Raw genomic sequence first — 24,290 nt, 5'->3', positions numbered from 1 at the left:
TCATGACCAGATGTTCCGGACGCGGTGGTCCCGGTGGGCTGGGCGTTGTGCGGCGCGTCGGACGATGTGCCTGGCGCGTGGTCCCCAGTGAACAGGAGCATGTTAGCGCCGTCAACTGAATGTAACTTGGTAAGGATGGCACTATGGTGTACGATCGTGGCATGACTGGAGGAAACGAGGTATCCGATGCCAAGGTGACCGCTGCGGAGATCGCGCGGTTGGCGGGCGTGACGCGCGCCGCGGTGTCCAACTGGCGTCGGCGTCGCTCGGACTTCCCCGCACCCGCCGGCGGCACCTCGGCGAGTCCCCTGTTCTCGCTCGCCGAGGTACGGCTGTGGCTGGAAGATCAGCGCGAAGGGCGAGAGGTCACAGGGGAGGTTCGGCTCTGGCAGGCGCTGCGTGGCGCCTACGGTGAAGAGATGGTCAGGGCGCTGGCTGCTGTTGGGGACCATCTCCGAGGCGTTCCGGGCGAGTTGACCGACCAGGCCGCCCGCGAAGCGGTGGACGGGCTGATTGCTGACCGCAGGCCCACTGAGGTGATGGACGCACTCGTTTCCCGGTTGCTGGAGTCCACCGCGCGCGCCGCGTTGGATGGGGCCTCGACGTTGCGGCTCGCTCGTGCTGTCCGAGAATTCGCTGGTGAGACCTCTGGCACCGTCTTCGACCCGGCGTGCGGCATTGGCTCGCTTCTAGTCGCGGCGGGCGGCGGTGCGGTGGGGAGCAGGCAGGGGCAGGACACTCAGATGGAAGCGACGCGGGTTGCCCGAGTGCGCGCGACCCTGGCGGCCGCCGGGGCGGCGTCGGTTCAGATTGTGGAGGGCGACTCGTTGCGGGTAGACGCCTTCCCCAACCTCCGCGCGGACCTGGTTGTGTGCGAGCCGCCAACCGCTGTGGCCGACTGGGGCCGCGAGCAGTTGCTCATCGATCCGCGCTGGGAGGCGGGCGTGCCCTCACGCGGGGAGAGCGAACTCGCTTGGCTTCAACACTGCTACCACCACACGGCCCCGGGGGGCCGAGCAGTGGTAGCCCTGCCGGCATCGGTCGCCCATCGCCGCTCCGGCCGCAGAATCCGGGCGGAGTTGGTCCGTCGTGGCTGCGTCACCGCGGTGGTGGCTCTGCCGCCGGGCCTCGCTGCCGGTCACGCACTTCCGCTGCACCTGTGGCTGCTGAGCCGTCCCTCGGGCCCTGGGCGGGGGACCGGGATCGTACGCATGGTGGATCTCAGCACCAACAGCCCGGACGGACCGTGGGAGCCGCAACCGCACCAAGAGGCGGAGGTGCCGTTGATCGATCTGCTGGACAGCGAGGTGGATCTCACGCCCAGCCGCTACGTACGCGAGCCGGAACCCGACTACGCGATGGAGTACGCCGCGCTACGCGAGGAACTGGATGCGCGCCTGAGTCGCCTGCAGGCGCTGCTTCCCGACCTCCCGCTGCGAGGTGGGGTCGACAGCCTGGACGATGGCGTTCCGATGGCGGTGAGCGATCTGCTGGCCGCCGGCCTGGTCAGTCTGGATGGTGAGGAACTTACCTCCCTCAGTGACCAGTTGGACCCTGACTATGTGCGCGGCTTCGCCAGTAGCGCGGCGAATGCCCGTCGTAGCACGTCCTCTTCGGGTACGTTCCGAGCGGACCTGCAGGCGGCGCGCCTGCCCCGCATGGATGTCGAACGACAGCACCGCTACGGCGACGCCTTTCGCTCGTTGGGTGCGTTCGAGCGCGAACTTGCCGAACTCGCCAGGATAGGAGGCCGGGCTGCGCGGCTGGCCCGCGACGGCCTCACCGGCGGCGCGTTCGATCCGCCGCCGACGCGGGGCAGCGGCGACGCTGAACACCAGAGCACGACGACCGATGGAGACACCGCAGTGGGGCGAGAGGACAGGACACGTTGAGCAAGAACCAGGAACTGGCCGACTTCATTTGGTCGGTGGCCGATCTGCTGCGCGGGGACTACAAGCGCTCGGAGTACGGAAAGGTCATCCTGCCGCTGACAGTGCTGCGCCGGTTGGACTGCGTCATGGCCCCGACCCGCCAGGCGGTGTGGGACCGTGCGGCCTCCTACACGGGTGAGAACAAGGACGGACTGCTGCTGGCGGCCTCCAAGCTCAAGTTTTACAACCTTTCCGAGCAGACCTTCGACACGATCAGCAGCGACGCGGCCAACGTGGCGAAGAATCTCAAGGACTACATCCGGGGGTTCTCCTCGGAGGCCACCGAGATCATCAATCGCTACGAGTTCCACCTTCAGATCGACCGTCTGGACAACGCCGATCTGCTTTACCAGGTGGTGCGCAAGTTCGCCGGCCTGGATCTGAGCTTCGAGGCCGTGGACAACCACGACATGGGTTACGTCTTCGAGGAGCTGATCCGCAAGTTCGCTGATGCCTCCAACGAGACCGCCGGTGAGCACTTCACCCCGCGCGAGGTCATCGAGCTGATGGTCGAGTTGCTGCTCGCCCCAGACGACGATCGGCTGACCAAGCAGGGCCAGGTCATCAAGATCCTCGACCCGGCCTGCGGCACTGGCGGCATGCTCTCGGCGGCTGAGGAACACATCCGCAAGCTGAACCCGGGCGTGCGCGTCAACCTGTTCGGACAGGAGCTGAACGCCGAGTCGTACGCGATCTGCCGCTCCGACATGCTGCTGAAGGGCCACACCGCCAAGAACATCCGCTTCGGCAACTCCTTCAGCCAGGACGGCCACGAGGGTGAGACCTTCGACTACATGCTCGCCAACCCGCCCTTCGGCGTGGAGTGGAAGAAGGTCGAGAAGGTCGTACGTCAGGAGCACGAGGACCGCGGATACGACGGCCGCTTCGGAGCCGGCCTGCCCCGGATCAATGACGGTTCGCTGCTGTTCCTGCAGCACATGATGAGCAAGATGCAGCCGCTCAAGAAGGACACGGCAGGCGATGAGGTAGGCGGTACCCGCCTTGCCATCGTCTTCAACGGCTCCCCGTTGTTCACCGGTGGCGCTGGGTCTGGCGAATCAGAGATCCGCCGGTGGATCATCGAGCACGACTACCTGGAGGCGATCATCGCCCTCCCGGACCAGCTCTTCTACAACACCGGCATCTCCACGTACTTCTGGATCGTCACCAACCGCAAGCCTGCGGATCGCAAGGGCCGCGTGATCTTGCTCGACGCCCGCGACCAGTGGACCAAGATGGGCAAGTCCCTCGGTGAGAAGCGCAAGAGGATGACTCGGGCCCAGATCGGGCACATCTGCGCGACCTACCGCGACGCGCTCAGCATCGCTGGCGACGAAGGCCATCCGGATCACGCGCGGGTGAAGGTCTTCGCCAACCGAGACTTCGGCTACCAGCGCATCGCAGTGGACCGGCCGCTCAAGCTCCGCTTCGAGCTGACCGATGACAGCCTTGCCCAGCTCGGCGCGTCGGCCGCCGTGAAGAAGGCAGTCGGGGGCGAGGCGGCGGTCGAGCTGCTGCTGGACGCGCTCAAGCCGCTGCTGGGGTCGCAGTGGTCCACCAAGGCCGAGACATGGGACGCCTTGCGGAAGGCGATGGTGGCCGGAGGTGTGCTGGGGCCCTCCGCCGCGCCGTTCCAGAAGGCTCTGCGTGACGCCGTGGGAGTGACCGATCCGGAAGGCGAGGTCCAGCTTGTTAAGGGCAAGCCCGAGCCCGACCCCGACCTGCGCGACAACGAGAACGTCCCGCTCGGCGAGGACATCGACGAATACCTCGCCAGCGAGGTGCTACCCCACGTCCCGGACGCCTGGATCGCGGAGACCCGCAACCCCAGGACGAAAGAGATGGATCGGTTCAAAATGGGGTATGAGATTCCCTTCACACGCCACTTTTACGTCTACACGCCACCGAGGCCACTCGTGGAAATCGACGCGGAATTGAAGGGACTTGAGTCCGAGATCCAGGCATTGCTGGGAGAGATCACGCAGTGACAAGTTCCGTTACAGATTGGGTCGGCAAGTCTCCGTCGCACTGGACGCGAGGCCGGATTAAGAATCTCACGAGCTCGACGACAAACGGCACGTGGGGCGACGATCCAGCGGGCGATGGCACGGATGTGCGCTGCGTTCGGGCTGCGGACTTTGATCGGTCTGCACGCCTGGCTCTGCTTGACGGTGCTCCCCTACGTAGCGTCGATGCAAAATCGTTGCGCAAGAATTTGCTTCGCGAGGGCGACCTGATCCTTGAGAAGTCTGGGGGTGGAGAAAAGCAGCCTGTAGGGATGGCCGTACTGTTCACGGGAGCAGAGGCTGCCGTTTGCTCCAATTTCTGCGCTCGAGTTACTCCGGCTGAGCGTACGGATCCGCGATTTCTGTCCTACGCCCTGGCTACTGCTTATGCGCAGGGCCTCACGCAAAGTGCAATCAAGCAGACTACCGGTATTCAGAACTTGGATTCTGGGGCGTTCTTTTCCTCTCCCTGGGCGTATCCGGGATTTGATGAGCAGTGCCGAATTGCTAACTTCCTTGACGTTGAAACTGGGCGGATTGACCGGCTGGTCGAAACCCAGCAACGGGTTTCTGCCACCTTGATTGAGCGGAGAACCGCCGGGGTGATTGCCGCAGTCACCGGGGCTCACCATCCCGATCAGCGAGCGTCCGCGCTTGCATGGGCAAACACTCTTCCCGCCCACTGGAGCGAAGTGAGATTGGGCTTGGTGGCACGCATGGGTAGCGGCCACACTCCGAGCAGGTCTCGTCCTGAGTGGTGGATCGACTGCACTATTCCGTGGATCACTACGGGTGAAGTCAGTCAGGTTCGCGACGATCGGCGTGAAGAGATTACTGAAACCCGCGAAAAGATCAGCAAGCTCGGCTTGGAAAACAGCTCCGCCGAGCTCTGCCCACCCGGGACGGTGGTTCTCTGTCGAACCGCATCGGCGGGCTACTCGGCTGTCATGGGTGAAGAAATGGCGACCAGTCAGGACTTTGCTACGTGGATTTGTGGCCCCCTCCTGGATCCGTACTACCTCCTGTGGTGCCTGCGCGCCATGCGTCAAGACCTCCTCGGGCGGCTTGCCATGGGCTCCACCCACAAGACCATTTATGTGCCTGACCTTCAAATGTTGCGCATTCCTCTTCCTGACCTGGCGGAACAGCGCCGGGTCTTGAAGAATATTCGCGATCAGAATCAACGTATTGACCGACTAGCTGACGCCGTTAAGCGCCAGATCGCACTCCTGGGCGAACGCCGCCAAGCGCTCGTCACCGCCGCTGTCACCGGCCAGCTCGACGTCACCACCGCCCGCCCCGCGCACGACCGCGATCTCTGAGGGGGATTTCAGATGAACGACGCCCGCGTATACACCGAGAAAGCATTTGAGAACGCCGTGGAAGCGGCGCTGCTGCGCAGCGGTTGGCAGCGCGGGCTGTCGAACACCTACAACCCCACGCTCGGCATCGACACCTCCGAGCTGGCCGCGTTCCTCGGCGCGTCGCAGAACGACGCGTGGCTGGCGCTCCAAGCCGCCTACGGCGAGGACGAAGAGCAGGCCATCGGCCGGTTCGCCAAGCGGGTGGCTCGGGAGATCGACTCGCGCGGCCTGTTGGATGTGCTGCGTCGGGGCGTGAATGACCGGAACGTGAAGATCCAGCTCGCGTACTTCCGTCCCGCGCACACCCTCGCGGCCGACGCCTTGGCCGAGTACGACGCCAACCGTCTCACCTTCGTGCGCCAGTTCCACTACTCCGCCGCGCGCCCGGTCGACAGCCTCGACATAGCCTTCTTCATCAACGGACTGCCCGTCGCCTCGGTGGAGTTGAAGAACGGACTGACCGGCCAGACCGTCGAGGACGCCAAGCGGCAGTACCGCCGCGACCGCGACCCGAAGGAACTGTTCTTCGTCAAGCGCAGCCTGGTCCACTTTGCCGTCGATCCGACGCTGGCATTTCTGACGACCCGCCTCGCCAGCGACGCCACCCGCTTCCTCCCCTTCAACACCGGCTCCGGCGGTCCGGGCCAGATCGGCGGTGCGGGCAACGTCCCACCCTCGACCGACGGGAAGTACCCCACCTCCTATCTCTTCGACGAGGTGTGGGCCCGGGACAACTGGCTGGAGCTGCTGCAGCGGTTCCTGCACGTCGAGGATGCTGCCGCGAAGGCCGGCCGGGCACCGTCCCACAAGCCCGGTAGTGCGCACACGCAGCCGTTGATCTTCCCGCGGTTCCACCAGTGGGATGCGGTGCGTAAGCTCATCGCGCACGCGGGCCGCCACGGGGCGGGGGAGAACTACCTGATCCAGCACTCCGCCGGCTCGGGCAAATCCAACACCATCGCCTGGCTCGCGCACCACTTGTCCAGCCTGCACACCTCCCACGACCCCGGCCAGATCGCCCCTGCCGCGCTCGCCTCCGGTCTCGGGGCGAACAAGCTGGTCTTCGACAAGGTCATCGTCATCACCGACCGGCGGGTACTGGACAAGCAGCTTCAGGACACCATCTACCAGTTCGACCACAAGGCTGGCGTGGTCGTGCGGATCGACGAGAACTCCCAGCAGCTCGCGGAGGCGCTGACTGGGCCGACGGCTCGGATCGTGATCACCACGGTGCAGAAGTTCCCCTTCGTCCTGGACAAGGTCGCGGGGTTGGGCAGCCAGCGTTACGCGGTGATCATCGACGAGGCGCACTCCTCGCAGGGTGGAGAGAGCGCGGCGGCACTGAAGAAGGCGCTGGGCCGTCTCGGCTCGGACGCGGTGGACGAGGACGGCGACCCGCTGACGGCTGCGGCCCTGGCGCGCGGCAAGCAGCCGAACCTTTCCTTCTTCGCGTTCACGGCCACCCCCAAGGCGAAGACGATCGACCTCTTCGGCACCCCTTACGTCAATCCCGCCTCGGGCGAGCAGGAGAAGGGGCCGTTCCACATCTACTCGATGCGGCAGGCCATCGATGAAGGCTTCATCCTCGACGTGCTCGGCAACTACATCACCTACGCCACGTACTTCAAGCTCCAGGACGCCGCCGCCGAAGAGGCGGAGCAGCAGGTGGACCCGCGCAAAGCCCGCTCGAAGCTGGTGCGGGCCGCGCTGATGTCGGAAGCGTCGATGGCCTCCCGGGCGAAGATCATCGTTGACCACTTCCGCTCGCACTCCAGCCCGCGCCTCGGCGGGCGGGCCAAGGCGATGGTGGTCACCTCCGGTCGTGACCACGCCGTACGGCTGTACCAGGCCATGCGCGCCTATATCGACCAGCGCGGCTTCACCGACTGCGGCACCCTGGTTGCGTTCTCCGGGGCGCTGACCGTCGACGGGATCGAGTACACCGAGGTCAAGCTCAATGGCTTCCCCGAGCGGGAGCTTCCCACCCGCTTCGGGTACACCCGCGCTGACGACCCGAACCCGCCGTCCGTCCCGAAGCCCGAACACCGCATCCTCGTCGTCGCCGAGAAGTACCAGACCGGCTTCGACCAGCCGCTGCTGACCACCATGTACGTCGACAAGGTCCTGGTGAAGCTGGCCGCAGTACAGACGCTGTCCCGGCTTAACCGCACCCACCCCCTCAAGACCACCGAGGACCTGTTCATCCTCGACTTCGCCAACCGGCCCGAGGACATCCAACAGGCGTTCCAGCAGTACTACGAGGCGTCGATCAGCGAGCCCACCGACCCCAACCTGCTGTTCGACCGCGAACGCGAGGTCATGGCCTACCAGCTCCTGGTGCAGGCCGAGATGGACGCGTTCGTCACGGCGTACTTCGCCGCCTTCCAGGGCGGAACGGCGACCGACACGGCCATCATGAAGGCCCACGCCCGACTCTACGGCTACCTCCAGCCGGCCCTGGACCGCTTTAACGCACTCAACGCCACCGAACCCGACACCGCCGCCGAGTTCCGCCGCGCCCTGGAGTCCTACACCAAGGCGTACGGCTGGCTCTCCCACGTGATCGGCTTCGAGAACCTGGAGCTGGAACGGCTCTACCAGTACGGGCGCTTCCTGCTGCGCCGCCTGCCCGCGCCCGTTCGCAGCGCCGGTGCTGACATAGGGACTGTCGCCCCAAGTCACATGCGCATCACTCAGACGGGCAACCCTGAGCTGCGCTTGGAGGCAGCGGGCGCGCAGGTCCTGCCTGGCCTGGCACCCGAGGGCGCCGGAGCAGTGGCCGAAGCGGAGGAGATGTCACTGGCCGAGGTGATCCAGTCTGTCAACGACGAGTACGGAACCGGGCTGTCCACCACCGACCAGATCCTGCTCGGCCAGCTTGTGGTCGCCGTCAGCGAGGACCCTGAACTCCGAGCCATCGCCCTGAACCAGGAGCAGGACGTCTTTGGGGGGGAACTTGAGAAGGACCTCGATCGGATCGTCATCGACCAGGCGGCGTCCAACGACGCCCTGATGGTTCGGTACTTCGATGACGCCAACGTCAACCGTCTGTTCAAGCAGGTCGCGACCCAGCAGGCGTACCAGCTCATCCGGCGCCCGGTCCGACGCGAGGCCGAGCGTCGGGCAATCGAGCAGCGTGCGGCCGAGCTCAAGTCCACCGGAAGCCAGCGGGCGGAGCCGCCGTCCGCATAGCCTGAGCTCGGCAGCAAATATGACAAGAACCGGGTCTGGGTGGTCACGCTCCGGCCACGCAGAAAGGGACACCTCGCATGGTGCAGGGTGGCACGCCGAGCTTCGACGCCGACGTACCGGCCCGCGTGATCGCGGGTCGGTACCGGCTGTACACGCCCATCGGCGCGGGCGGCATGGGTGAGGTCTGGCAGGCCTACGACGAACGCCTGGACCGCCGGGTCGCTGTGAAGATGATGCTGGCCGAGAGCCCGACTCCGCCCGGGTTCCATGGCGCAGCCTTTGCTGAGACCCTGCAGACCCGCCGTGCCCGTTTCCTGCGCGAGGTCCAAATCACCGCCGGCATCGAGCACCTGGGTGTGCCAGCGGTCTACGACACCGGCACCGACGAGGCCAGCGGACGGCTGTTCGTCGTCATGCAGCTCCTGCAGGGGCGCGAACTGCAGACATTCATCGACGAGACCGACTACGACTGCGAGACGGTTTCCGTCTCCTGGGCCGCGGCCGTCGGTGCCCAGATCGCTTCCGTCCTCGACACCGTGCACCGTCGCGATGTCGTCCACCGCGACATCAAGCCGTCCAACCTGATGCTCACCCCCGGAGGCGTGGTCAAGGTCCTCGACTTCGGTGTCGCCGCCCTGCGCGGGGTCGGCACCCTGCCCCGCCTCACCCAGGTCGGCATGACCGTGGGTACCCCGCCGTACATGTCCCCCGAGCAGAGCCTGGCCAACGCCGTCGGCCCCGCCGCCGACGTCTACGCCCTCGCCTGCGTGCTCCACGAACTGCTCACAGGCAAGCCGCCGTTCAGCCCTGATGACAGCCGCTCCCACATGTGGCACCACGTTCACACCCCGCCTCCGCCCATCCGCACCCTGCGACCGGACGTGCCGGCCGACATCGAGAAGCTCCTGCTGGCGATGCTCACCAAGGAATCCGAGCAGCGTGTGGACGCGATGGAGGTCTACGACGCCCTCCTGCCCTTCGTTTACGCCTCCATCGGCACCCCGACAGGGGTCGACGGGGGAGTCCTGGACCCACGTCTGCCGTTCCTGCGACCCTTCGGGGGCCGGGCGCACAGCCCAAGTAGCGCCGCGTCGTACACACCCACAGTCGTGGTTCCCACACCGTTCACGCCCTCACCGGTAGCGGTGTCGCAGGAGCCGGCGACAGGCCCTGCCGCGCTGACTGAAGAAGAGGCGGACGCGGTCTCCGCCCGGGCAGCGGGCCTGGCCAAGGAGGGCCAGTTCACCCAGGCTGCCGACGCATTGGCCGAGGCCATCGCAAGGGCCGCTGACCCGGACCTCAGGGAAGATATGCAGTTCAGCCTCGCCCAGGTGAAGTTCTTGGCCGGGAGCCACCGTGAGGCCCTCGCGCTCTTCGAGCCGCTTGCCCACCACTACGCCGACCGCTACGGCGACCGTGATGAGCAGGCCCAACTGTGCTGGTACTACGCAGCGCAGTGCCGGATGGAACTCGGCGAAGCTACCGCTGCCATCCGAGCTTTCGACCGGATCAGCGAGATCATGCCCGACGAGGACGACGAGGACGCCGTCAACCGCCACCTCGATGCCCTCGCGCGGTTGATGAGTCTGTATGCCACGACGGAAAGCCTCCCCAAGGCACTGGACCTCGGAGAGCGGCTCCGGTCGGAAACCTCCCGCCTTAGGGGAAGCGACTGGCCCGGATTGGCGCAGATCGACGCCTATCTCCGCCGCCTTCGCCAGGACCTGGTCTGATCAGCCATGGCATCCCTCCGTTGCGCAGTGAGCGGTGGACGAGCACGTTCACGAGAACTGGCCTGTTGCGCCGGGGGAGGCGAAGGCGCTGCAGGTCTGTTGCACATGAAGGAGGGGAAGAACGAAGATGCCGAAGCGCACTCGACGCGCAGCCGTGCTCGCTGCCGAGCAGCGCGCGGTCGACCACGCGTATTCCTGCCTGGAGCGGGCCCGGCAGGAGGCGTCGGAGCTGAGCGGCCTCGACGCCGCAGCCAGCGGCAAGGACTCCATCGACGCCAGGCGGGCCTGGGAGCGCGAGCTGGCGTCCCTCGACATCGGAGGCAAGTCCCTCGTCTTCATGAGGACCGACGTCGACGAGGGTGAGGGCCGCGAGACGTTCTACGTCGGGCGCCGCCTGGTGCGCGACGAGCAGCGGAATCCCGTCGTGGTCTCCTGGAGTTCACAGGCCGCGGTCAATTGGCGGCTGACCAGCGAACAGGATCCGAGGCATGTGCTGCTGTTACGTCAGATTGTCTGCGATCAGCAGGAGGTGAAGCGCTATCTCGATCTCCACGGATCGGAGGCGGAACCACCGGTGGTGCCCATCGCCGCACCGGACACGGCGACTGAGGAATCGGCGTGGCGCGATCCACTTCTCGAGGAGATGGACCGCGCGCGCGACGGTTCGATGCACGACATCGTCGAGACCATCCAGCGGGAGCAGCTCCGGCTCGTCGCGGAGGAGCCCGCAGGCGCGCTCGTGATCCAGGGCGGGCCGGGCACGGGCAAGACGGCGGTCGGCCTGCACCGGGTGACCTGGCTGCTGGACAACCGGCACCGGACCGCAAAGGAAATCCTCGTCATCGGCCCCAACCGAGGATTCCTCGACTACGTGGGCGTCACTCTGGCCGAACTCGGCAGCGACGACGTGTCGATGCTCGAACTGCCCGCGCTCTGGTCGGCGGGAGAGTTGCCCCGAGACCCCGGTCCGGTCGCCGCGTTGAAGGCTGATCCGCGGATGGCTGAGGTGCTGCGCAGGGCCGTCGACTGTGAGACGACAAGCTCGGTGGAACGGTTGACCGCACTCGTCGGCGGGCCGGTCTTCACCCTCGAACTGAACCGGCGCGAAGTCGTTGTTCCTGTGGAGGAGATAGCGGAGATCGCTGGTGGCGCGCTGGCAGGCGACAGCCCCTACCAGGTGCGGCGGGAGCGGTGCGTACAGCGGATCACGCAGTATCTGACCGATGTCTACGTCGGACTGCTGCCCGGCCCCGCCGACATTGACTACTTCGCCGAGATGGCCAAGGCACGCCCCGTTGTGCGCCTCCTCAAGCGGATCTGCCCCAACCTGGCGGCCCAGGCCGTGCTGCGTGGCCTGTTCTTCGGCGGGGCCACCCTTGGCCGCGCCGCCGAGGGCATCCTGTCGACCGCCGAACAGGACCTGCTCACCGCACCCCGCCCCGGAGCTGGCCCAGGTAGCCGTACGGCGCGCTCGCGGAGCGATCTGAGCCGCGAAGACCTGGTCCTTCTCGACGAGTTGGCGTACGTACTGGGCGGACGCCCCCAAAAGGTGTACGGGCACCTGGTCATCGACGAAGCACAGGACGTCACGCCGATGGAGGCCAGGGCCCTGGCACGTCGCTGCCCCAGCGGTTCGATGACGGTGCTCGGCGACCTCGCACAGTCGACCGGGCCCTACCTTCACCGGGACTGGGACGGACTCGGGAAGGTGCTCGCCGGCCGGGACGGATGGCGGACCACGCAGCTGCTCACGGGGTTCCGCGTGCCGGGAGAGGTCATGGACTTCGTCGCCCGGCTGGGGGAGCACTGCGCGCCCGGCGTGGCAGTGCCCGACTCGGTACGTGCTACCGGCACGGACGTCGATGTGGTCCAAGGGGCGGATGTGGGCGCACTGGCCGCCGAGGTCGTGACGCGGCTGCGCACGAGCGCGCCTGACAGAGCGGATGAACGCTCGATCGGCGTGATCGTGCCGCCGAGCGGTACATGGGCCGCCGACATGATTCGTGCGCTCGGTCCGGAGAGTCCCGGGAACCTTGCCGTCCTCACCCCGGCCGAGGCGAAGGGCCTCGAATTCGACCACGTCGTCGCGGTGGAGCCTGCCGCGATCGTCGCAGACGAAGCCGTAGGCCTGAGGCATCTGTATGTCGCACTGACGCGGTGTACCCAGTCGCTGACCATCGTCCACGCCTTGCCCCTGCCCCCGCAGATCGGCGGCCCGGACCAGCTTCCTGCGCCAACTGCCACACCTGCTCCCTCCTCGCGTGACATAGAGGGCTCTGCCGAGGATCCTGAGGCGAGCCAGTGCAACCGGTACTTCGCCGATGGCACCCCATGCACCCATTCCACCCACCACGCGGACAAGTGGTGCAGGACGGCCCCCTGTGGGGGCTTCCGCACCGCTGAACCGGCGGCCGTGGTCCGGCCCCGGCAGCTTGCTCCACTCCCCGGTGCGCGGGAGCAGGGCCGACTCCAACTCGACGCGCGGCGCTGTGCCGCCGTACGGGTCAGCTCGGGGGCGTGCGGGGCCTTCGTCGCACGACACCGGGGCAGCCTGCGCGAAGCGGCGGTGGAGTTGCACGCCATGCTGGTCCCATTCGTCGAACGGGCCCGGCACCTGCGCGCCGCAGACGGCACCTGGGTGCTGGACCTCGGGGGATTCCGCCTGGTGCTCAGTCCCGAGGCCGACACGATCACGGGCTACGATGCCGTGCACGCGGAGCGGAGCTTCGCGCAGTTCGAGGCGGGCGTCGAGTCCCGGGTGGGCAAGGAGGCCCGGGCCAAGCGGAGATCGGTGCTGACCGCGCCGGAGCGGGAGAGCGGACCGCCGCTCGGTGACGAGGAACTGGTCCGTCTGGTCGACGCAGGAGCGGTGCGCGCCACCGCCTCGGCCTGCGCCGGATACGAGCGGCTGGGGCAGACTCGCGATGTGGCCGATGACGCCTTCGTACGAGCAATGCGTGGAGCGCTTGCCGATGATCTGCGGACCGCGGACATCGAGTTGGTCGAGACCTGTGTCGTCGTTGAAGGCAGTCGCTTTCAGTGGCGGCTCTCGCCCGACGGCCACACCCTGATCACCGTGCGCGAACCCGGTACGGACTACCGCAGACCGCCGGCCTTCCCCGACCGAAGGGCGACCATGTCCACCGCCGAACCGGCACCCCAACCCGTCGAAGAGGAAGGGGCGGAGGAGACGCGAAGTGACCTGGAGCGCCTGGTGCTCGCGCGCACGGTGGCATCGCGAGCGGATCGGTCCCACGAATCGCTCCGGCACCGCCTGCTCGCCGACCTCTACGACAGCGCGCCGGAGGTCGGGGAGAGCGCCTTCGTGGACGCATGGTGCACACGCGCTGACGGCACCGTGCTCTTCGACGTACTGGGCAGCGAGGACAGGACATACCCATCCATCCGAGAATCAGTACTCCACCTCATGGAGGTGTCCCATCTGCGCACGGAGGGCCAGGTGGAGTTCCTCGTCGTCGTGTTGGGCGGCGAACCGGTGGAGCCGTGGGTCGCCGACGCGGTCGACGGTGCCTTCAGTGTGCTCCTCGCCTGGCGCGCCGACGGGCTCTGGGCGGGACCGGGCGCGCGGCACATCGTGCGCTAACGAGGCCCCTCCCGCCACCGCGAGAGGACCTGCCAAAATACGACGCGAGTTTCGAACACGGGAGACAAACGGTCGGATGGGGAGCGAAGACGTTTCGGTCAATCGGCTCGGCGGCGGATCCGGCGCGGGGAAACCGCCATTCACGGAGTCGATGACGCGCGCTGAGATGGTCGAGGCTTGGCGGGCACGGCGGTCCGCCCGCCGCTCTGCCGCGACCACCGGTCCCGAGGAAGTGGTCGACGGATTCGCATTGCGCAAATGGCGCAGGGCCGGGGTCTTCGGCGCGGAGGCGGTGGCGCGTGTCGAGGACATGCTGCGGGAGCTGCTGGAGTCCATCGACACAGAGGACGAAACCCTGCGCTGGGGCGCCGACACTATTCGTGCGTGTCTGGACGGACAGCCGACGCCTCAACTTCTACCCGCGGTCAAGCAATTGCTCGAAGCCGCCGAACCGGGCCGGGCCGTCGCGCAGACGGCCGCCGTGCTCTCCGCCGTCCACGAAGTCGGCCTGCCCTGGCTCTCTCCGGCTGGTGAGCGCCGTCTCGCGCTCATCGCGGGCGCGGACCCGGCGGTAGACCTTGACACGAACGGCCTCCTCCGCCCCGAGGAGGACCCTACCGGGGCCTTCGCGCTTCAGCAGGCCCTCGCTCGGAGGAACCTGAGCGAGCTGACCCCGCGCCACCTGAGGGCAATCATGCCCTCGGCACCTCTTGGCATCATCGACGACCTGATCGAGGCGGGCGTATTGGACCGCGGCCACCAGCCGTGGACCCTGCGGGCGGACGTCGGCGAACAGAGCTACCTCCTCGCCAGGCTCGCACCGGAGAAAGCGAATGCTGCTCTCGCCCGCTCGCTCGGCTGGGACGAGCCCGGCGAGCGGGAGGCGTTCCTGTCGGGCGAGCCGCTCCAGCCGGCGCCAGGCAGCCTCTACGACCTGCTCCTGCGCGTCACGGATGGTGAGACGAACGTCCTCAAGGAACTCGAGGAACTGCTGCCTCGCGAGTTGCTGCTTCGCCTGCGCAAGGTGCGGGACGGCGCCACGACGGGCTCCTGGGATCCGGACATCCCTGCCGATCGGGGGCTGTGGCGGCTGATGTGCGCACTTTGGGAGCCGAGGGCCGCAGTAAATCCGGCGCGTGGACCGTTCTATGCCCTCGTGGCGCTGCGGCACGCCTACGACCTCATCCGCCGGGGCGAGAGGAAGAAAGCCCAGGCACAGGTCGACAAGCTTGTCGATCATGAAGGCGGGCCGCCCGAGCAAGCGGCCGAGGCATGGAACATGTTCGCCTACCTCGCCTTGCTCGATGACAACCTCGACCTGGCCTACGTCTCGCTGGCGCGCGTAGCCCGAACCGACCAACGGGTCGAGGAGAACCTGACTCTTCTGGAGCGCCGGCGGGGGACCAAGCGCAATGATCGGGATCAGCCCGCCAATCCGTATCTGGAGCTGGGGCTGCCGCACAAGAGTGAGCAGTGGAAGCACCGATGGCGCGAGCGCAGGCGGGCCGGCGGGGACGACCTCGACCTGGCGGCGCGGGCCAACTGGGCGAAACGCCGGATCGAGCAGGCCGAGCGGACCGAAGACTGGTCCGGCTTCTTCGTACTGCCGCTGGATCCCGTATCCCTGCGACTACCGACGGCGAGACCGGTATCCCTGGCGCCTCCCCCTGCCGCGATGCCGCGTCGCACCACGCACCGAGCCGCCGTAGACCTCGCTACAGTACGTGACCGTGCGCTCGCCGACCTCCTACCTACCCTCCTGACCGCGCCCCGGCGCCCCGATCACGACCACAGGACGACTTCATGAGCAGCAAGTCCGCACACCGCAAGAGCAGCCAGAACGCGGCCGGACAGCCCAAGAAGCCCACGGGGCGGATACACCGCAAGGAGAACAGGGAGTTCGCGGCGGACATGAAACTGCGCACCCTCAGGCCGGAGGAACTCCTTCATCCGGCGCAGCTCCTCGCCCGTTTCACCGAGCGGGCTTCGGAACTGATCTCGCAGCTTCCGCCGGATATCCGCCCCACCCCCGCCAGTGTCAACGCGGCGCTGCGTCAGGGCGTGCTTGAGGCGTTCCGGACTCGGGACGAGCACATCGCACGGCTGGTCGAGACCGATATCCTCGCGAGCTCGCCTGAACAGGGAGCGAAGGCCATCCGCCGAGCGGTGCGCGCCTCCCTCATCGACATGGGGGTCCGGGTGGTAGAGGAGGCCGACGAGCAGGAGCTCTTCGTCGTCGTCGAGGGCGAAGGCGAGGGCTTCGAACTCGTCCGGCCGGCCTACGTGGACCAAGCAACGGACAAGCTGCTGCTCGCCGGTCAACTGCGCCGAATCCCAACCTGGAGGGCCCTGCCGGAGCAGGACGGGACCAGTGCGGCGGATGCGGTGGGAGACGAGGCCAAGTGACGGCGACAGGAATCGATTTCGGTACGACCAACTCCGTCGTGGCCCAGTGGCAGGGCGACGACGCCGAGGTGTTGCCGCTTGATGCCCACCACATCGACGCCGACTGGCGGCGGCCGGGCTTCGAGCAGCTCTTCCCCTCTGTCGTGGGCGTCAGCTCGCTCCGTCGTGGCCCGCTGTTCGGCTGGGAGGCCAAGCTCCGCTCCGAGGAAGCGGCCGAAGCCTGCAAGCGACTCCTCAAGAGCGACGAGTACGTGACCATCCAGGGCAGGCGCTTCGCGGCGACCACCGTCGCGGCGGGTGTCTTTACCGCCATGCGGGACGGCGCCCAGCACAACCTCACTGACATCGATCGCGCTGTCATCACTGTGCCCGCGAACGCAACGGGTGCAGCCCGGTACCGGACCAGGGCAGCGGCACGGTTCGCCGGCATCGAGGTCCAGGCCTTGCTCAACGAACCGACAGCGGCTGCCATCTCCTACGTCCACGACTTCCGCGAGGATTCCCAGATCCTGGTCTTCGACTGGGGCGGCGGCACCATTGACGTGACCGTGCTCGACTACACGGATGGGTTCTTCGAGGAGCGTGCGTCACGCGGAGTGACGGAGCTTGGCGGTTTGGAGATCGACCGGCGGCTGCGTGAACTCGTCCTCGAACGAGCGCCCGCGCGAAGGGCCTGGACTCCGGCGCAGGAGAGACAGTTCCGGCTGGACGTGGAGCGGAACAAGATCCTGCTCTCCTCCCAGCCGTTCGTCACGGTGATCACTCCTGACGGTGTCGGCGTCGAGATCCACCAGGGCGAGTTGGAGGAGGCGATCGGAGACCTCGTCGACCGGGCCCTTGGACCCGTGGAGCAGTGCCTGAAGGACCTGCACATGGCCCCGCTCGACGTGGACGAGATCCTCATGATCGGCGGTACGAGCCAGATACCCAGTGTGCGGGCCGCGGTCGCCGAAGCACTCCAGACGGATCCCGTGCCCACCGAACTGTGCGACCCGATGACAGCGGTCGCACGCGGCGCGTCGATTGCGGCGGCTGTGCTCGCCGGTGAGACCGAAGGAGTCATCCAGGTCGCCACCAGCCATGCACTCGGCACGAGCGTCAAGGACTCCTCGGGACGCAAGCAGTTCAGCCAGATCATCCCCAGGAACTCGCCGCTGCCCTGGAAGGAGCGCAAGAGCTACACGCCGCACCAGGACCACGCACGAAAGCTGTCAGTGGAGATCTGGGAGGGTGATCCTGACAAGGAACTCGCCCACCGCGACAACGTGCTGCTCACCGAGCTCACCCTCACGTACCCCACGCCACGGGTCCGCGACGAGTCCCGCTTCGACTTGGAGTACACCTACGACTCCAACGGCCTGCTCCATGTCAAGGCCACCCTGGAGCACACGGGCGAGGTCGTGGTCAACCAAGAGGTCGAGAGCTTCGGTTCGGGCGGCCCCACGCCCGAGGTCCGGGAGGAGTTGGACCGTCTGCTGAAGGGCAACTCGAATCCGGGCCCCCTCCGGACGATTGCCTCGATCGCAGGCGTCCGCCCCGTTCCCGCGCCGCTGAAGGCGCGGCCGGTTACGCTCGACAGCGGCCCGCACACCCTGGTCGTCGACGGCTCCAACCTTGCCTGGATCGGTCATTCACCGGTACGCCCGGGTGTCTACGAAGACGACGATCATCCGAGCTTCGCTCAGCTCCAGTCTGCACGGGCGGCACTGGCCAAGAAGTACCCCGAGGCTGACGTTCACGTCGTCGTCGACGCCAGCTTCCGGCACAAGGTTGTAGACGCGGAACGTGAAGCCGTGGCGGCAGCCCTCAGTAAGGGAGACATCATCCAGCCGCCGGCTGGTACCGAGGGCAAGGGCGATGCCCTCGTTGCGGTCATCGCGGACGAATCCGGTGCGATGGTCGTGACGAACGACAACTTCGTGGAGCTGCAAAGCCGCTATCCGTGGCTTCGGGAGAAGGGCAGGGTGCTGGGCGCCACCTGCTCCAAAGGGGTCTGGTTCTTCACTGAACGGACCTGCGTGGCGCCGCGGAGGCGGGACTGAGGATGTCACGCGGCCCAGGGGGCGCGGAGAGCTCGACCATCGAGATGCACTCCGAGACACTGATCGCCGTGCCCGGTCTTTGCTGGCCGCGTGGGCGTCCCTATCGCATTCGGCGTGCTGCTGGCCCGGGCGCTCAGCGGGAGCCCGCCCCTCGCGCAGATCGCCCGGTACGGGGCTGACGCCGACCCCAAGGTCCGCGCCAGACTCGGCCTCGCCCCCGCCTCGGTCAGCTTCACGGGTGTCGGTTGTGGAACGCCCACATGCCGGGTGTGGGCCGAACGGGTTGCCTTGGTATGGCCATGTGCGGCCGGTGTGTGGCCGGACGCCTTCGGACGAGGTAACACCAGGTGGACGGAGCTGGATGGCCGCATGCGCTCTGAGCAGGCAAAACGGCACTGCGGAGCACGAGACGGGACCAGCTGCCACGATCGCTGGTGGTCTCGTAATGCGTAGGTCGCGGGTTCGAATCCCGCAGGCGGCTCGGACGGAGCCCGGGGCGGATGTATCCGACCCGGGCTTCTGCGTGCGCGGGGTGGTGCGGGGTCAGGCGCGGCCGGCGGCCTGCTGGGTGCGGCGGGCCAGGGAGTCGATGACGACGGCGGCGAGCAGGACCGCACCGGTGATCATGAACTGGATGGCGTTGCTGAGGCCCTGGATGTTCATGCCGGACTGGATCGACCCGATCACCAGCGCGCCGAGCAGGGCCGACCAGGTCTTGCCGCGTCCGCCGAAGAGGCTGGTGCCGCCGATGACGGCCGCCGCGATGGCGTTCATCAGCAGGTTGCCGCCGCCGGAGGTCTGGCTGGCCGACTGGATCTGCGCGGCCAGGAAGAGGCCGCCGATGCCCGCCATCGTCGAGCAGATGACGAAGACGCTGATCCGGATCCAGGAGACGTTGATGCCGGCGCGGCGGGCGCCCTCGATGTTGCCGCCGAGGGCGAACACCTGGCGGCCGTACCGGGTGCGGCGCAGCACGAAGTCCAGCACCACGATGAAGATCAGGAAGATCAGCAGGGCCAGCGGGAGCCCCTTGTACTGGTTGAGCGTGTAGGCCGCCAGGAAGGCGATGACGGCCAGGACCGCGGTGCGCAGCACGATGTCCACGATCGGCCGGGAGGGTACTCCGGCGCGCTGGCGGCGGCGGGTGTCGACCAGCGTGGCGAGGAGGAACAGGGCGACGCCGACCAGGGCCGCGCCGTACGCGGCGGCCTGCTGACCGTAGATGGTGCTGTACAGCCTGGAGACGATGTCGTTGCCGGAGAGGTTGACCGTGCCGCTGGAGCCCAGGATCTGCAGCATGGCGCCGTTCCAACCGAGGTTGCCGGCGAGGGTGACGACGAAGGCGGGCACGCCGACCTTGGCGAAGAACAGGCCCTGGATCAGGCCGACGACGGCGCCGCCGGCGACGGCCACGATCAGCGCCACCCACTGGTTCACGCCGTGGGTGACGTTCATGACCGCGAAGATCGCCGCGCACAGGCCGCTGACCGAGCCGACCGACAGGTCGATCTCGCCGAGCAGCAGGACGAAGACGACGCCGATCGCGATCATGCCGGTGCCGACGATCTGCTGCGACAGGTTGGAGAGGTTCTGCGCGGAGAGGAAGCTGCTGTTGAGGCTGCCGAACACGGCCCAGATGACGATCAGGGCCAGGACGACCGGCAGCGAGCCGAGTTCGCCGCTGCCGAGGCGGCGGCGGAACTCGCCCAGGTAGCCCTTGACGCCCTCCTGGCGGACGATCAGCCTGGGGTCGACGGCGGGGGTCGCCTCGGGCGCCACCGGGACGGGTGCGTTGACGCCCCCCTTCGGCATGCTGTCCTCGGGCAGCGGGACGTGGCGGCGCTGCTCGCCGCCCGGGGTGTCGTCGCTCACTGGGTGCCCTCCGTGCCACGGGCCTGCCGACGGGTCACGGCGTTGTCCGTGGCACCGGTGATGGCCGAGATGATCTGTTCCTGGGTGGTGGAGCGCCGTTCGAAGACGCCGTTGTTGCGGCCCAGGCGGAGCACCGCGACGGTGTCCGCGACCGCCATGACGTCCGCCATGTTGTGGCTGATCAGGATCACGCCGAGGCCCTTGTCGCGCAGCCGCTCGACGAGGTCGAGCACCTGGGCGGTCTGTTCGACGCCGAGCGCGGCGGTCGGCTCGTCCAGGATCACGACCCTGGGCGAGCCGATCAGCGCGCGGGCGATCGCCACCACCTGGCGCTGGCCGCCGGAGAGCGAGGCGATCGGGATGCGGACACTGGGGATGCGGATGGAGAGCGTGTCCAGCAGTTCGCGGGAGCGCTTCTCCATCTCGACCTCGTCGAGCACGGTGAAGCGCCGGATCTCCCGGCCGAGGAAGAGGTTGGCGACCACGTCGAGGTTGTCGCAGAGCGCGAGGTCCTGGTAGACGGTGGCGACGCCCAGGTGTTGGGCGTCCTGGGGCCGGTGGATGGAGACCGGCCTGCCGTTCCACTCGATGACGCCCTCGTCCGGCTGGTGCACCCCGGCGATCGCCTTGACCAGGGTCGACTTGCCGGCGCCGTTGTCGCCGACCAGGGCGAGCACCTCGCCGGCGTGCACCTCCAGTTCGATGTCGGTGAGCGCCTGCACGGCGCCGAACCGTTTGGAGACCCCGCGCAGGGCCAGGACGGTCTCACCTGCCACAGTGACCAACTCCCTTGCCCCGCCCGGGCGGGGGCGGGGCGTCTACGGATTCGGGGGGCCGGCCGTGTGGTGCGGCCGGGTGCAGGCCCCGGGCGTCGGGGCCGGGGCCGGTGCCGGGTGGGCCGGGCGGGCCGGGTGGGCCGGGCGGCGTGCTGCTAGGAGATGCCGGCCTCGGCGCACGCGGCGGCGTAGTCGGCGGTGCAGATCTGCTGCGGGGTGTAGAGGCCGTCGGCGACCACCGTGGTCTTGATGTTGTCCTTGGTCAGCACGATCGGGGTGATCAGGTTGGCGGGCACGGAGTTGCCGCTGCCGTTGGTCACGGTGGTCGGCAGCAGCGCGGGATCGGGCGTCCTGCCCTGCGCGAAGGCGACCGCGATCTGGGCCGTGGCGTCCGTCTCCGGCTTGAACGGCTTGTAGATCGACATGGTCTGGGTGCCCACCAGGATCCGCTGGACGCCGTCGAGCTGGGCGTCCTGGCCGGTCAGCGGGACGCTGAGGCCGGCGGCCTTGAGCGCGGTCGCGATGCCGGCGGCCATGCCGTCGTTCGCCGAGTACACGCCCACGACGTTCGGGGCGCCGATCGCGGTGATCGCCGCCGCGGCCTCCTGGTTGGCGTTGTTCGGGTCCCAGTTCGGGGTGTCGTACTCCTTGCCGATCTGGAGCTTCCCGTCGATCGCGCTGTGCGCGCCCGCCTTGAAGTCGGCCGCGTTGGGGTCGGTGGGCGAGCCGTTGATCATGATGATCTGCCCGGCGTTCGCCTTGTCGCCGACGGCCTCCACCAGGGCCTGTCCCTGGAGCTCGCCGACCTTCTTGTTGTCGAACGACACGTAGGCGTCGACCGGGCCCTGCGCCAGGCGGTCGTAGGCGATCACCTTCACGCCGGCGTCGTGCGCCTTCTGGACGGAGGACTGGATCGACTTGGAGTCCACGGCGTCCAGGATCAGCACCTTGTCGCCCTTGGTGAGGGCGGTGTCGACCTGGGTCTGCTGGGTGGTCGCGTTCTCGTTGGCGTTGTAGTAGTCGATCTGCGCGTTCGGCGCGAGCTCCTTGATCTTCTGCTCGATCAGCGGACGGTCGAACTGCTCGTACCGGGTCGTCTTGGTCTCCGGCAGCAGCAGGCCGATCTTGATCGTCCCGCCCGACGCCGCGCTGCCCGAGGACGTGCTGCCGGTCGACTCCTTGGCGCTGCCGCAGGACGCCAGGCCGAGACCGACCGACGTCACCGCGATCACCGCGAGGACGTGGCGAAGACCGTTGCTCATGAGGATGCCTCTTCCGTGTGGGTCCGACCCTGGAGTCCGCCCCTGTATCGAGTCTGCGAACAACGGCCGCGCACCACGATTCGGGTTGAGCCGAGCGGGTGCCTCCGGGTCGCTCCGCCTAGCTCCGCCTCGCTCCGCCGCGGGAAGCCGGAGTCGGAGCCGGAGCCCGGGGCCGGTGGGCGCCTGCGCCCCTGCGCGGCTGTGGAACGCGTCGGGCCCGGGGAGGGCGGGACGCCGTCGGCCGCCGGGAGGTCCTAGAGTCGATGACGGGTCGTCACCATGTCGAGCAGGGGTGGAAACGTGTATCACGCCATCGTCCGGCGCAACCTGCGCAACTCCTTCGCCGAGGTCAATCGCGGCAACTACCCGGCCATCGTCCGGCAGTTCGCCCCCGACGCGGAGCACTGGTTCTCCGGCTCGCACGCCCTGGCGGGCGGGCGGCACGACGCGGAGCAGATTCAGCGCTGGTACGACAGGCTGGCCGAGGTCATGCCCGACCTGCGCTTCGAGCTGAGGAAGGTCGTCGCCAAGGGCTGGCCCTGGGACACCGTGGCGTTCGTCGAGTGGGTGGATCACCTCACCGACCGGGAGGGCAACCACTACTCCAACCAGGGCGTGCACGTCCTGCGGATCAAGTGGGCGAAGATCACCGAACTGCACATCTACTGCGACACGGCCCTGCTCGCGTCGGTCTGCGACGTCCTCGGGCAGCAGGGCGTCACCGAGGCCGTCGCTCCGCCGATCGGGCACCCCGGGCCGTTCCGCGCGGCACTCCCGGCCGGGTGACGCGCGAGCTGCCGGTACGGGGGGCGGGGGAGGCTCCGGCGGCGGCCCGGCCCGGCGTCGGCCTGCCGGAAGGCCCCGTGGTGGACTCCGGGGCGCTCCTCGTATGCTGTCGGCTCGATCGTCCGGGAGGGGTGGCGGGAAGTGGACACGGCGGGGCGGTACCGGCAGTTCGCGGCGATGGAGGCGCGGGGCAACTCCCCCTCCTACGAACGGCTTTCCTCGGCCGTCTCCGGCGACACGGGTCTGCTCGCACTGATCGACGAACTCCCGCCGCCCAAGCGTCAGCCCAACCTGCTGCTGGGCGCGGTGCGCTTCCTGGGCGGCCCGATCGACGACGAGTCCGCCTTCCGTGACTGGACCGCCCGGCACTGGCCCCGGGTGCGCGCCACCGTCCTGGAGCGCCGGACGCAGACGAACGAGCCGGGCCGGTGCGCCGCCCTGCTCCCGGTGCTCGCCCGGTTGCCGCAGCCGTTGGCCCTGATCGAGGTCGGCGCCTCGGCGGGCCTCTGCCTGTATCCGGACCGGTACCGCTACCTGTACCGACACGGCGACGTTGTCACGGCTCTCGGTCCGGCCGACAGCCCGGTCGTTCTGGAGTGCCTCACGACGGGCAGCGGGTCCGGTGCCCCGCCCGGCGGTGACCGGGGCGGGGCGGTCGTCCCGGAGCCCGTCCGGCTGCCCGAGATCGCGTGGCGGGCCGGCGTCGACCTGAACCCGCTGGACGTCACCGACCCGCAGGACGTCCGGTGGCTGGAGTCCCTGGTCTGGCCCGAGCAGCACCAGCGGCTGGCCCGGCTGCGGGGCGCCGTGCGGATCGCCCGCGCCGAGCCGCCCGAGCTGGTCCGCGGGGACCTCAACGGGACGATTCGAGAGCTGGTGGCGGCCGCCCCGGCGGGAGCGACGCCGGTGGTCTTCCACAGCGCGGTCATCGCCTATCTGACGCCCGACGAGCGGGAGTCCTTCGCCGCCACGATGCGTGAGCTGGCATGCCCCTGGATCTCCAACGAGGGCCCGGGCGTGCTTCCGGAGGTGGACCGCCGTCTGCCGGACGTCCCCGCGACCGAGCACCTGCTCTTCACCCTGGCCCTGAACGAGCGGCCGCTCGCCCGTACCGGCCCGCACGGCCAGTCGCTGGAGTGGCTCCCCTCCGGGGGCTGAGCCAGGGCCCCGGCCCAGGACCCCCGGCCCCGGACGCACCGGACACCGGGGTTCCGGGCCGGGGACGATCCGAACCTCGCGACGGACCAGCTGCTCGGGCCGGTCCTGATCCGATCGTTCCGTTCCTTCCGGACGTCCGGCGCGGGCGAGGCGGCGGA

General features: G+C 68.1%; 14 protein-coding genes. 11 read left to right on the top strand and 3 right to left on the bottom strand.

Translation table 11 applies throughout. The features are described 5' to 3' along the window. Positions 1–143: 143 nt before the first annotated feature. From PUR56_RS38460 to PUR56_RS38420, 9 genes are all read left to right on the top strand, one after another. A complete protein-coding gene (locus PUR56_RS38460) occupies positions 144–1,892 on the top strand; it encodes an N-6 DNA methylase (RefSeq protein WP_329952385.1) in 1,749 nt (582 codons plus the stop codon). Beyond that, positions 1,889–3,919: a type I restriction-modification system subunit M gene (locus tag PUR56_RS38455; protein WP_329952384.1), complete on the top strand. Its 2,031-nt coding sequence runs from the start codon at positions 1,889–1,891 to the stop codon at positions 3,917–3,919. The genes PUR56_RS38460 and PUR56_RS38455 overlap by 4 nt, the downstream gene beginning before the upstream one ends. Before the next feature lie 215 nt (positions 3,920–4,134). Further along, the gene (locus tag PUR56_RS38450; protein WP_329952383.1) at positions 4,135–5,259 is read left to right on the top strand and encodes a restriction endonuclease subunit S; all 1,125 of its coding nucleotides are present in this window, start codon (positions 4,135–4,137) and stop codon (positions 5,257–5,259) included. 12 nt (positions 5,260–5,271) lie between these two features. Beyond that, positions 5,272–8,493, top strand: a complete 3,222-nt coding sequence (locus PUR56_RS38445) for a type I restriction endonuclease subunit R (protein WP_329952382.1) — start codon at positions 5,272–5,274, stop codon at positions 8,491–8,493. A gap of 77 nt (positions 8,494–8,570) precedes the next feature. Then, positions 8,571–10,226, top strand: a complete 1,656-nt coding sequence (locus tag PUR56_RS38440; protein ID WP_329952381.1) for a serine/threonine-protein kinase — start codon at positions 8,571–8,573, stop codon at positions 10,224–10,226. A 127-nt stretch (positions 10,227–10,353) separates the two neighbouring features. After that, positions 10,354–13,830, top strand: a complete 3,477-nt coding sequence (locus tag PUR56_RS38435; protein ID WP_329952380.1) for a UvrD-helicase domain-containing protein — start codon at positions 10,354–10,356, stop codon at positions 13,828–13,830. 76 nt (positions 13,831–13,906) lie between these two features. Next, positions 13,907–15,637: a hypothetical protein gene (locus PUR56_RS38430; RefSeq protein ID WP_329952379.1), complete on the top strand. Its 1,731-nt coding sequence runs from the start codon at positions 13,907–13,909 to the stop codon at positions 15,635–15,637. After that, positions 15,634–16,236, top strand: coding sequence for a hypothetical protein (locus PUR56_RS38425; protein ID WP_329952378.1), 603 nt, complete (start codon positions 15,634–15,636; stop codon positions 16,234–16,236). Before PUR56_RS38430 ends, PUR56_RS38425 begins: the two co-directional genes overlap by 4 nt. Before the next feature lie 38 nt (positions 16,237–16,274). Next, a complete protein-coding gene (locus PUR56_RS38420; protein ID WP_329952377.1) occupies positions 16,275–18,278 on the top strand; it encodes an Hsp70 family protein in 2,004 nt (667 codons plus the stop codon). A 543-nt stretch (positions 18,279–18,821) separates the two neighbouring features. Here the strand turns inward: PUR56_RS38420 and PUR56_RS38415 are convergent. The 3 genes from PUR56_RS38415 to PUR56_RS38405 form a co-directional block, all read right to left on the bottom strand. After that, entirely contained in the window at positions 18,822–20,090 is a 1,269-nt protein-coding gene (locus tag PUR56_RS38415) for a sugar ABC transporter permease (RefSeq protein WP_329885754.1), read from the bottom strand. A 56-nt stretch (positions 20,091–20,146) separates the two neighbouring features. Next, complete coding sequence (locus PUR56_RS38410) at positions 20,147–20,926, bottom strand: ATP-binding cassette domain-containing protein (protein WP_380357017.1); 780 nt, start codon at positions 20,924–20,926, stop codon at positions 20,147–20,149. A gap of 155 nt (positions 20,927–21,081) precedes the next feature. Beyond that, positions 21,082–22,188 carry a sugar ABC transporter substrate-binding protein gene (locus tag PUR56_RS38405; RefSeq protein ID WP_329952376.1) on the bottom strand — a complete coding sequence of 369 codons (1,107 nt, stop codon included), beginning with the start codon at positions 22,186–22,188 and terminating at the stop codon, positions 21,082–21,084. A 300-nt stretch (positions 22,189–22,488) separates the two neighbouring features. Between PUR56_RS38405 and PUR56_RS38400 the strand changes: the two genes are divergently transcribed. Then, entirely contained in the window at positions 22,489–22,974 is a 486-nt protein-coding gene (locus tag PUR56_RS38400) for a nuclear transport factor 2 family protein (protein WP_329952375.1), read from the top strand. Between the two features lie 141 nt (positions 22,975–23,115). Then, positions 23,116–24,132 carry a DUF2332 domain-containing protein gene (locus tag PUR56_RS38395; RefSeq protein ID WP_329952374.1) on the top strand — a complete coding sequence of 339 codons (1,017 nt, stop codon included), beginning with the start codon at positions 23,116–23,118 and terminating at the stop codon, positions 24,130–24,132. The last annotated feature ends 158 nt before the right edge of the window (positions 24,133–24,290 follow it).

Source organism: Streptomyces sp. BE303, assembly GCF_036290945.1.
GTDB lineage: Bacteria > Actinomycetota > Actinomycetes > Streptomycetales > Streptomycetaceae > Kitasatospora.
This window is presented reverse-complemented; position numbering and strand designations above follow the sequence as displayed.

Excerpts from the sequence above, each read along its gene's own strand:
- PUR56_RS38445 (WP_329952382.1), top strand. The coding sequence starts at position 5,272 with ATGAACGACGCCCGCGTATACACCGAGAAAGCATTTGAGAACGCCGTG.
- PUR56_RS38460 (WP_329952385.1), top strand. The coding sequence starts at position 144 with ATGGTGTACGATCGTGGCATGACTGGAGGAAACGAGGTATCCGATGCC.
- PUR56_RS38405 (WP_329952376.1), bottom strand. The coding sequence starts at position 22,188 with ATGAGCAACGGTCTTCGCCACGTCCTCGCGGTGATCGCGGTGACGTCG.
- PUR56_RS38440 (WP_329952381.1), top strand. The coding sequence starts at position 8,571 with ATGGTGCAGGGTGGCACGCCGAGCTTCGACGCCGACGTACCGGCCCGC.
- PUR56_RS38435 (WP_329952380.1), top strand. The coding sequence starts at position 10,354 with ATGCCGAAGCGCACTCGACGCGCAGCCGTGCTCGCTGCCGAGCAGCGC.
- PUR56_RS38425 (WP_329952378.1), top strand. The coding sequence starts at position 15,634 with ATGAGCAGCAAGTCCGCACACCGCAAGAGCAGCCAGAACGCGGCCGGA.
- PUR56_RS38430 (WP_329952379.1), top strand. The coding sequence starts at position 13,907 with ATGGGGAGCGAAGACGTTTCGGTCAATCGGCTCGGCGGCGGATCCGGC.
- PUR56_RS38415 (WP_329885754.1), bottom strand. The coding sequence starts at position 20,090 with ATGCCGAAGGGGGGCGTCAACGCACCCGTCCCGGTGGCGCCCGAGGCG.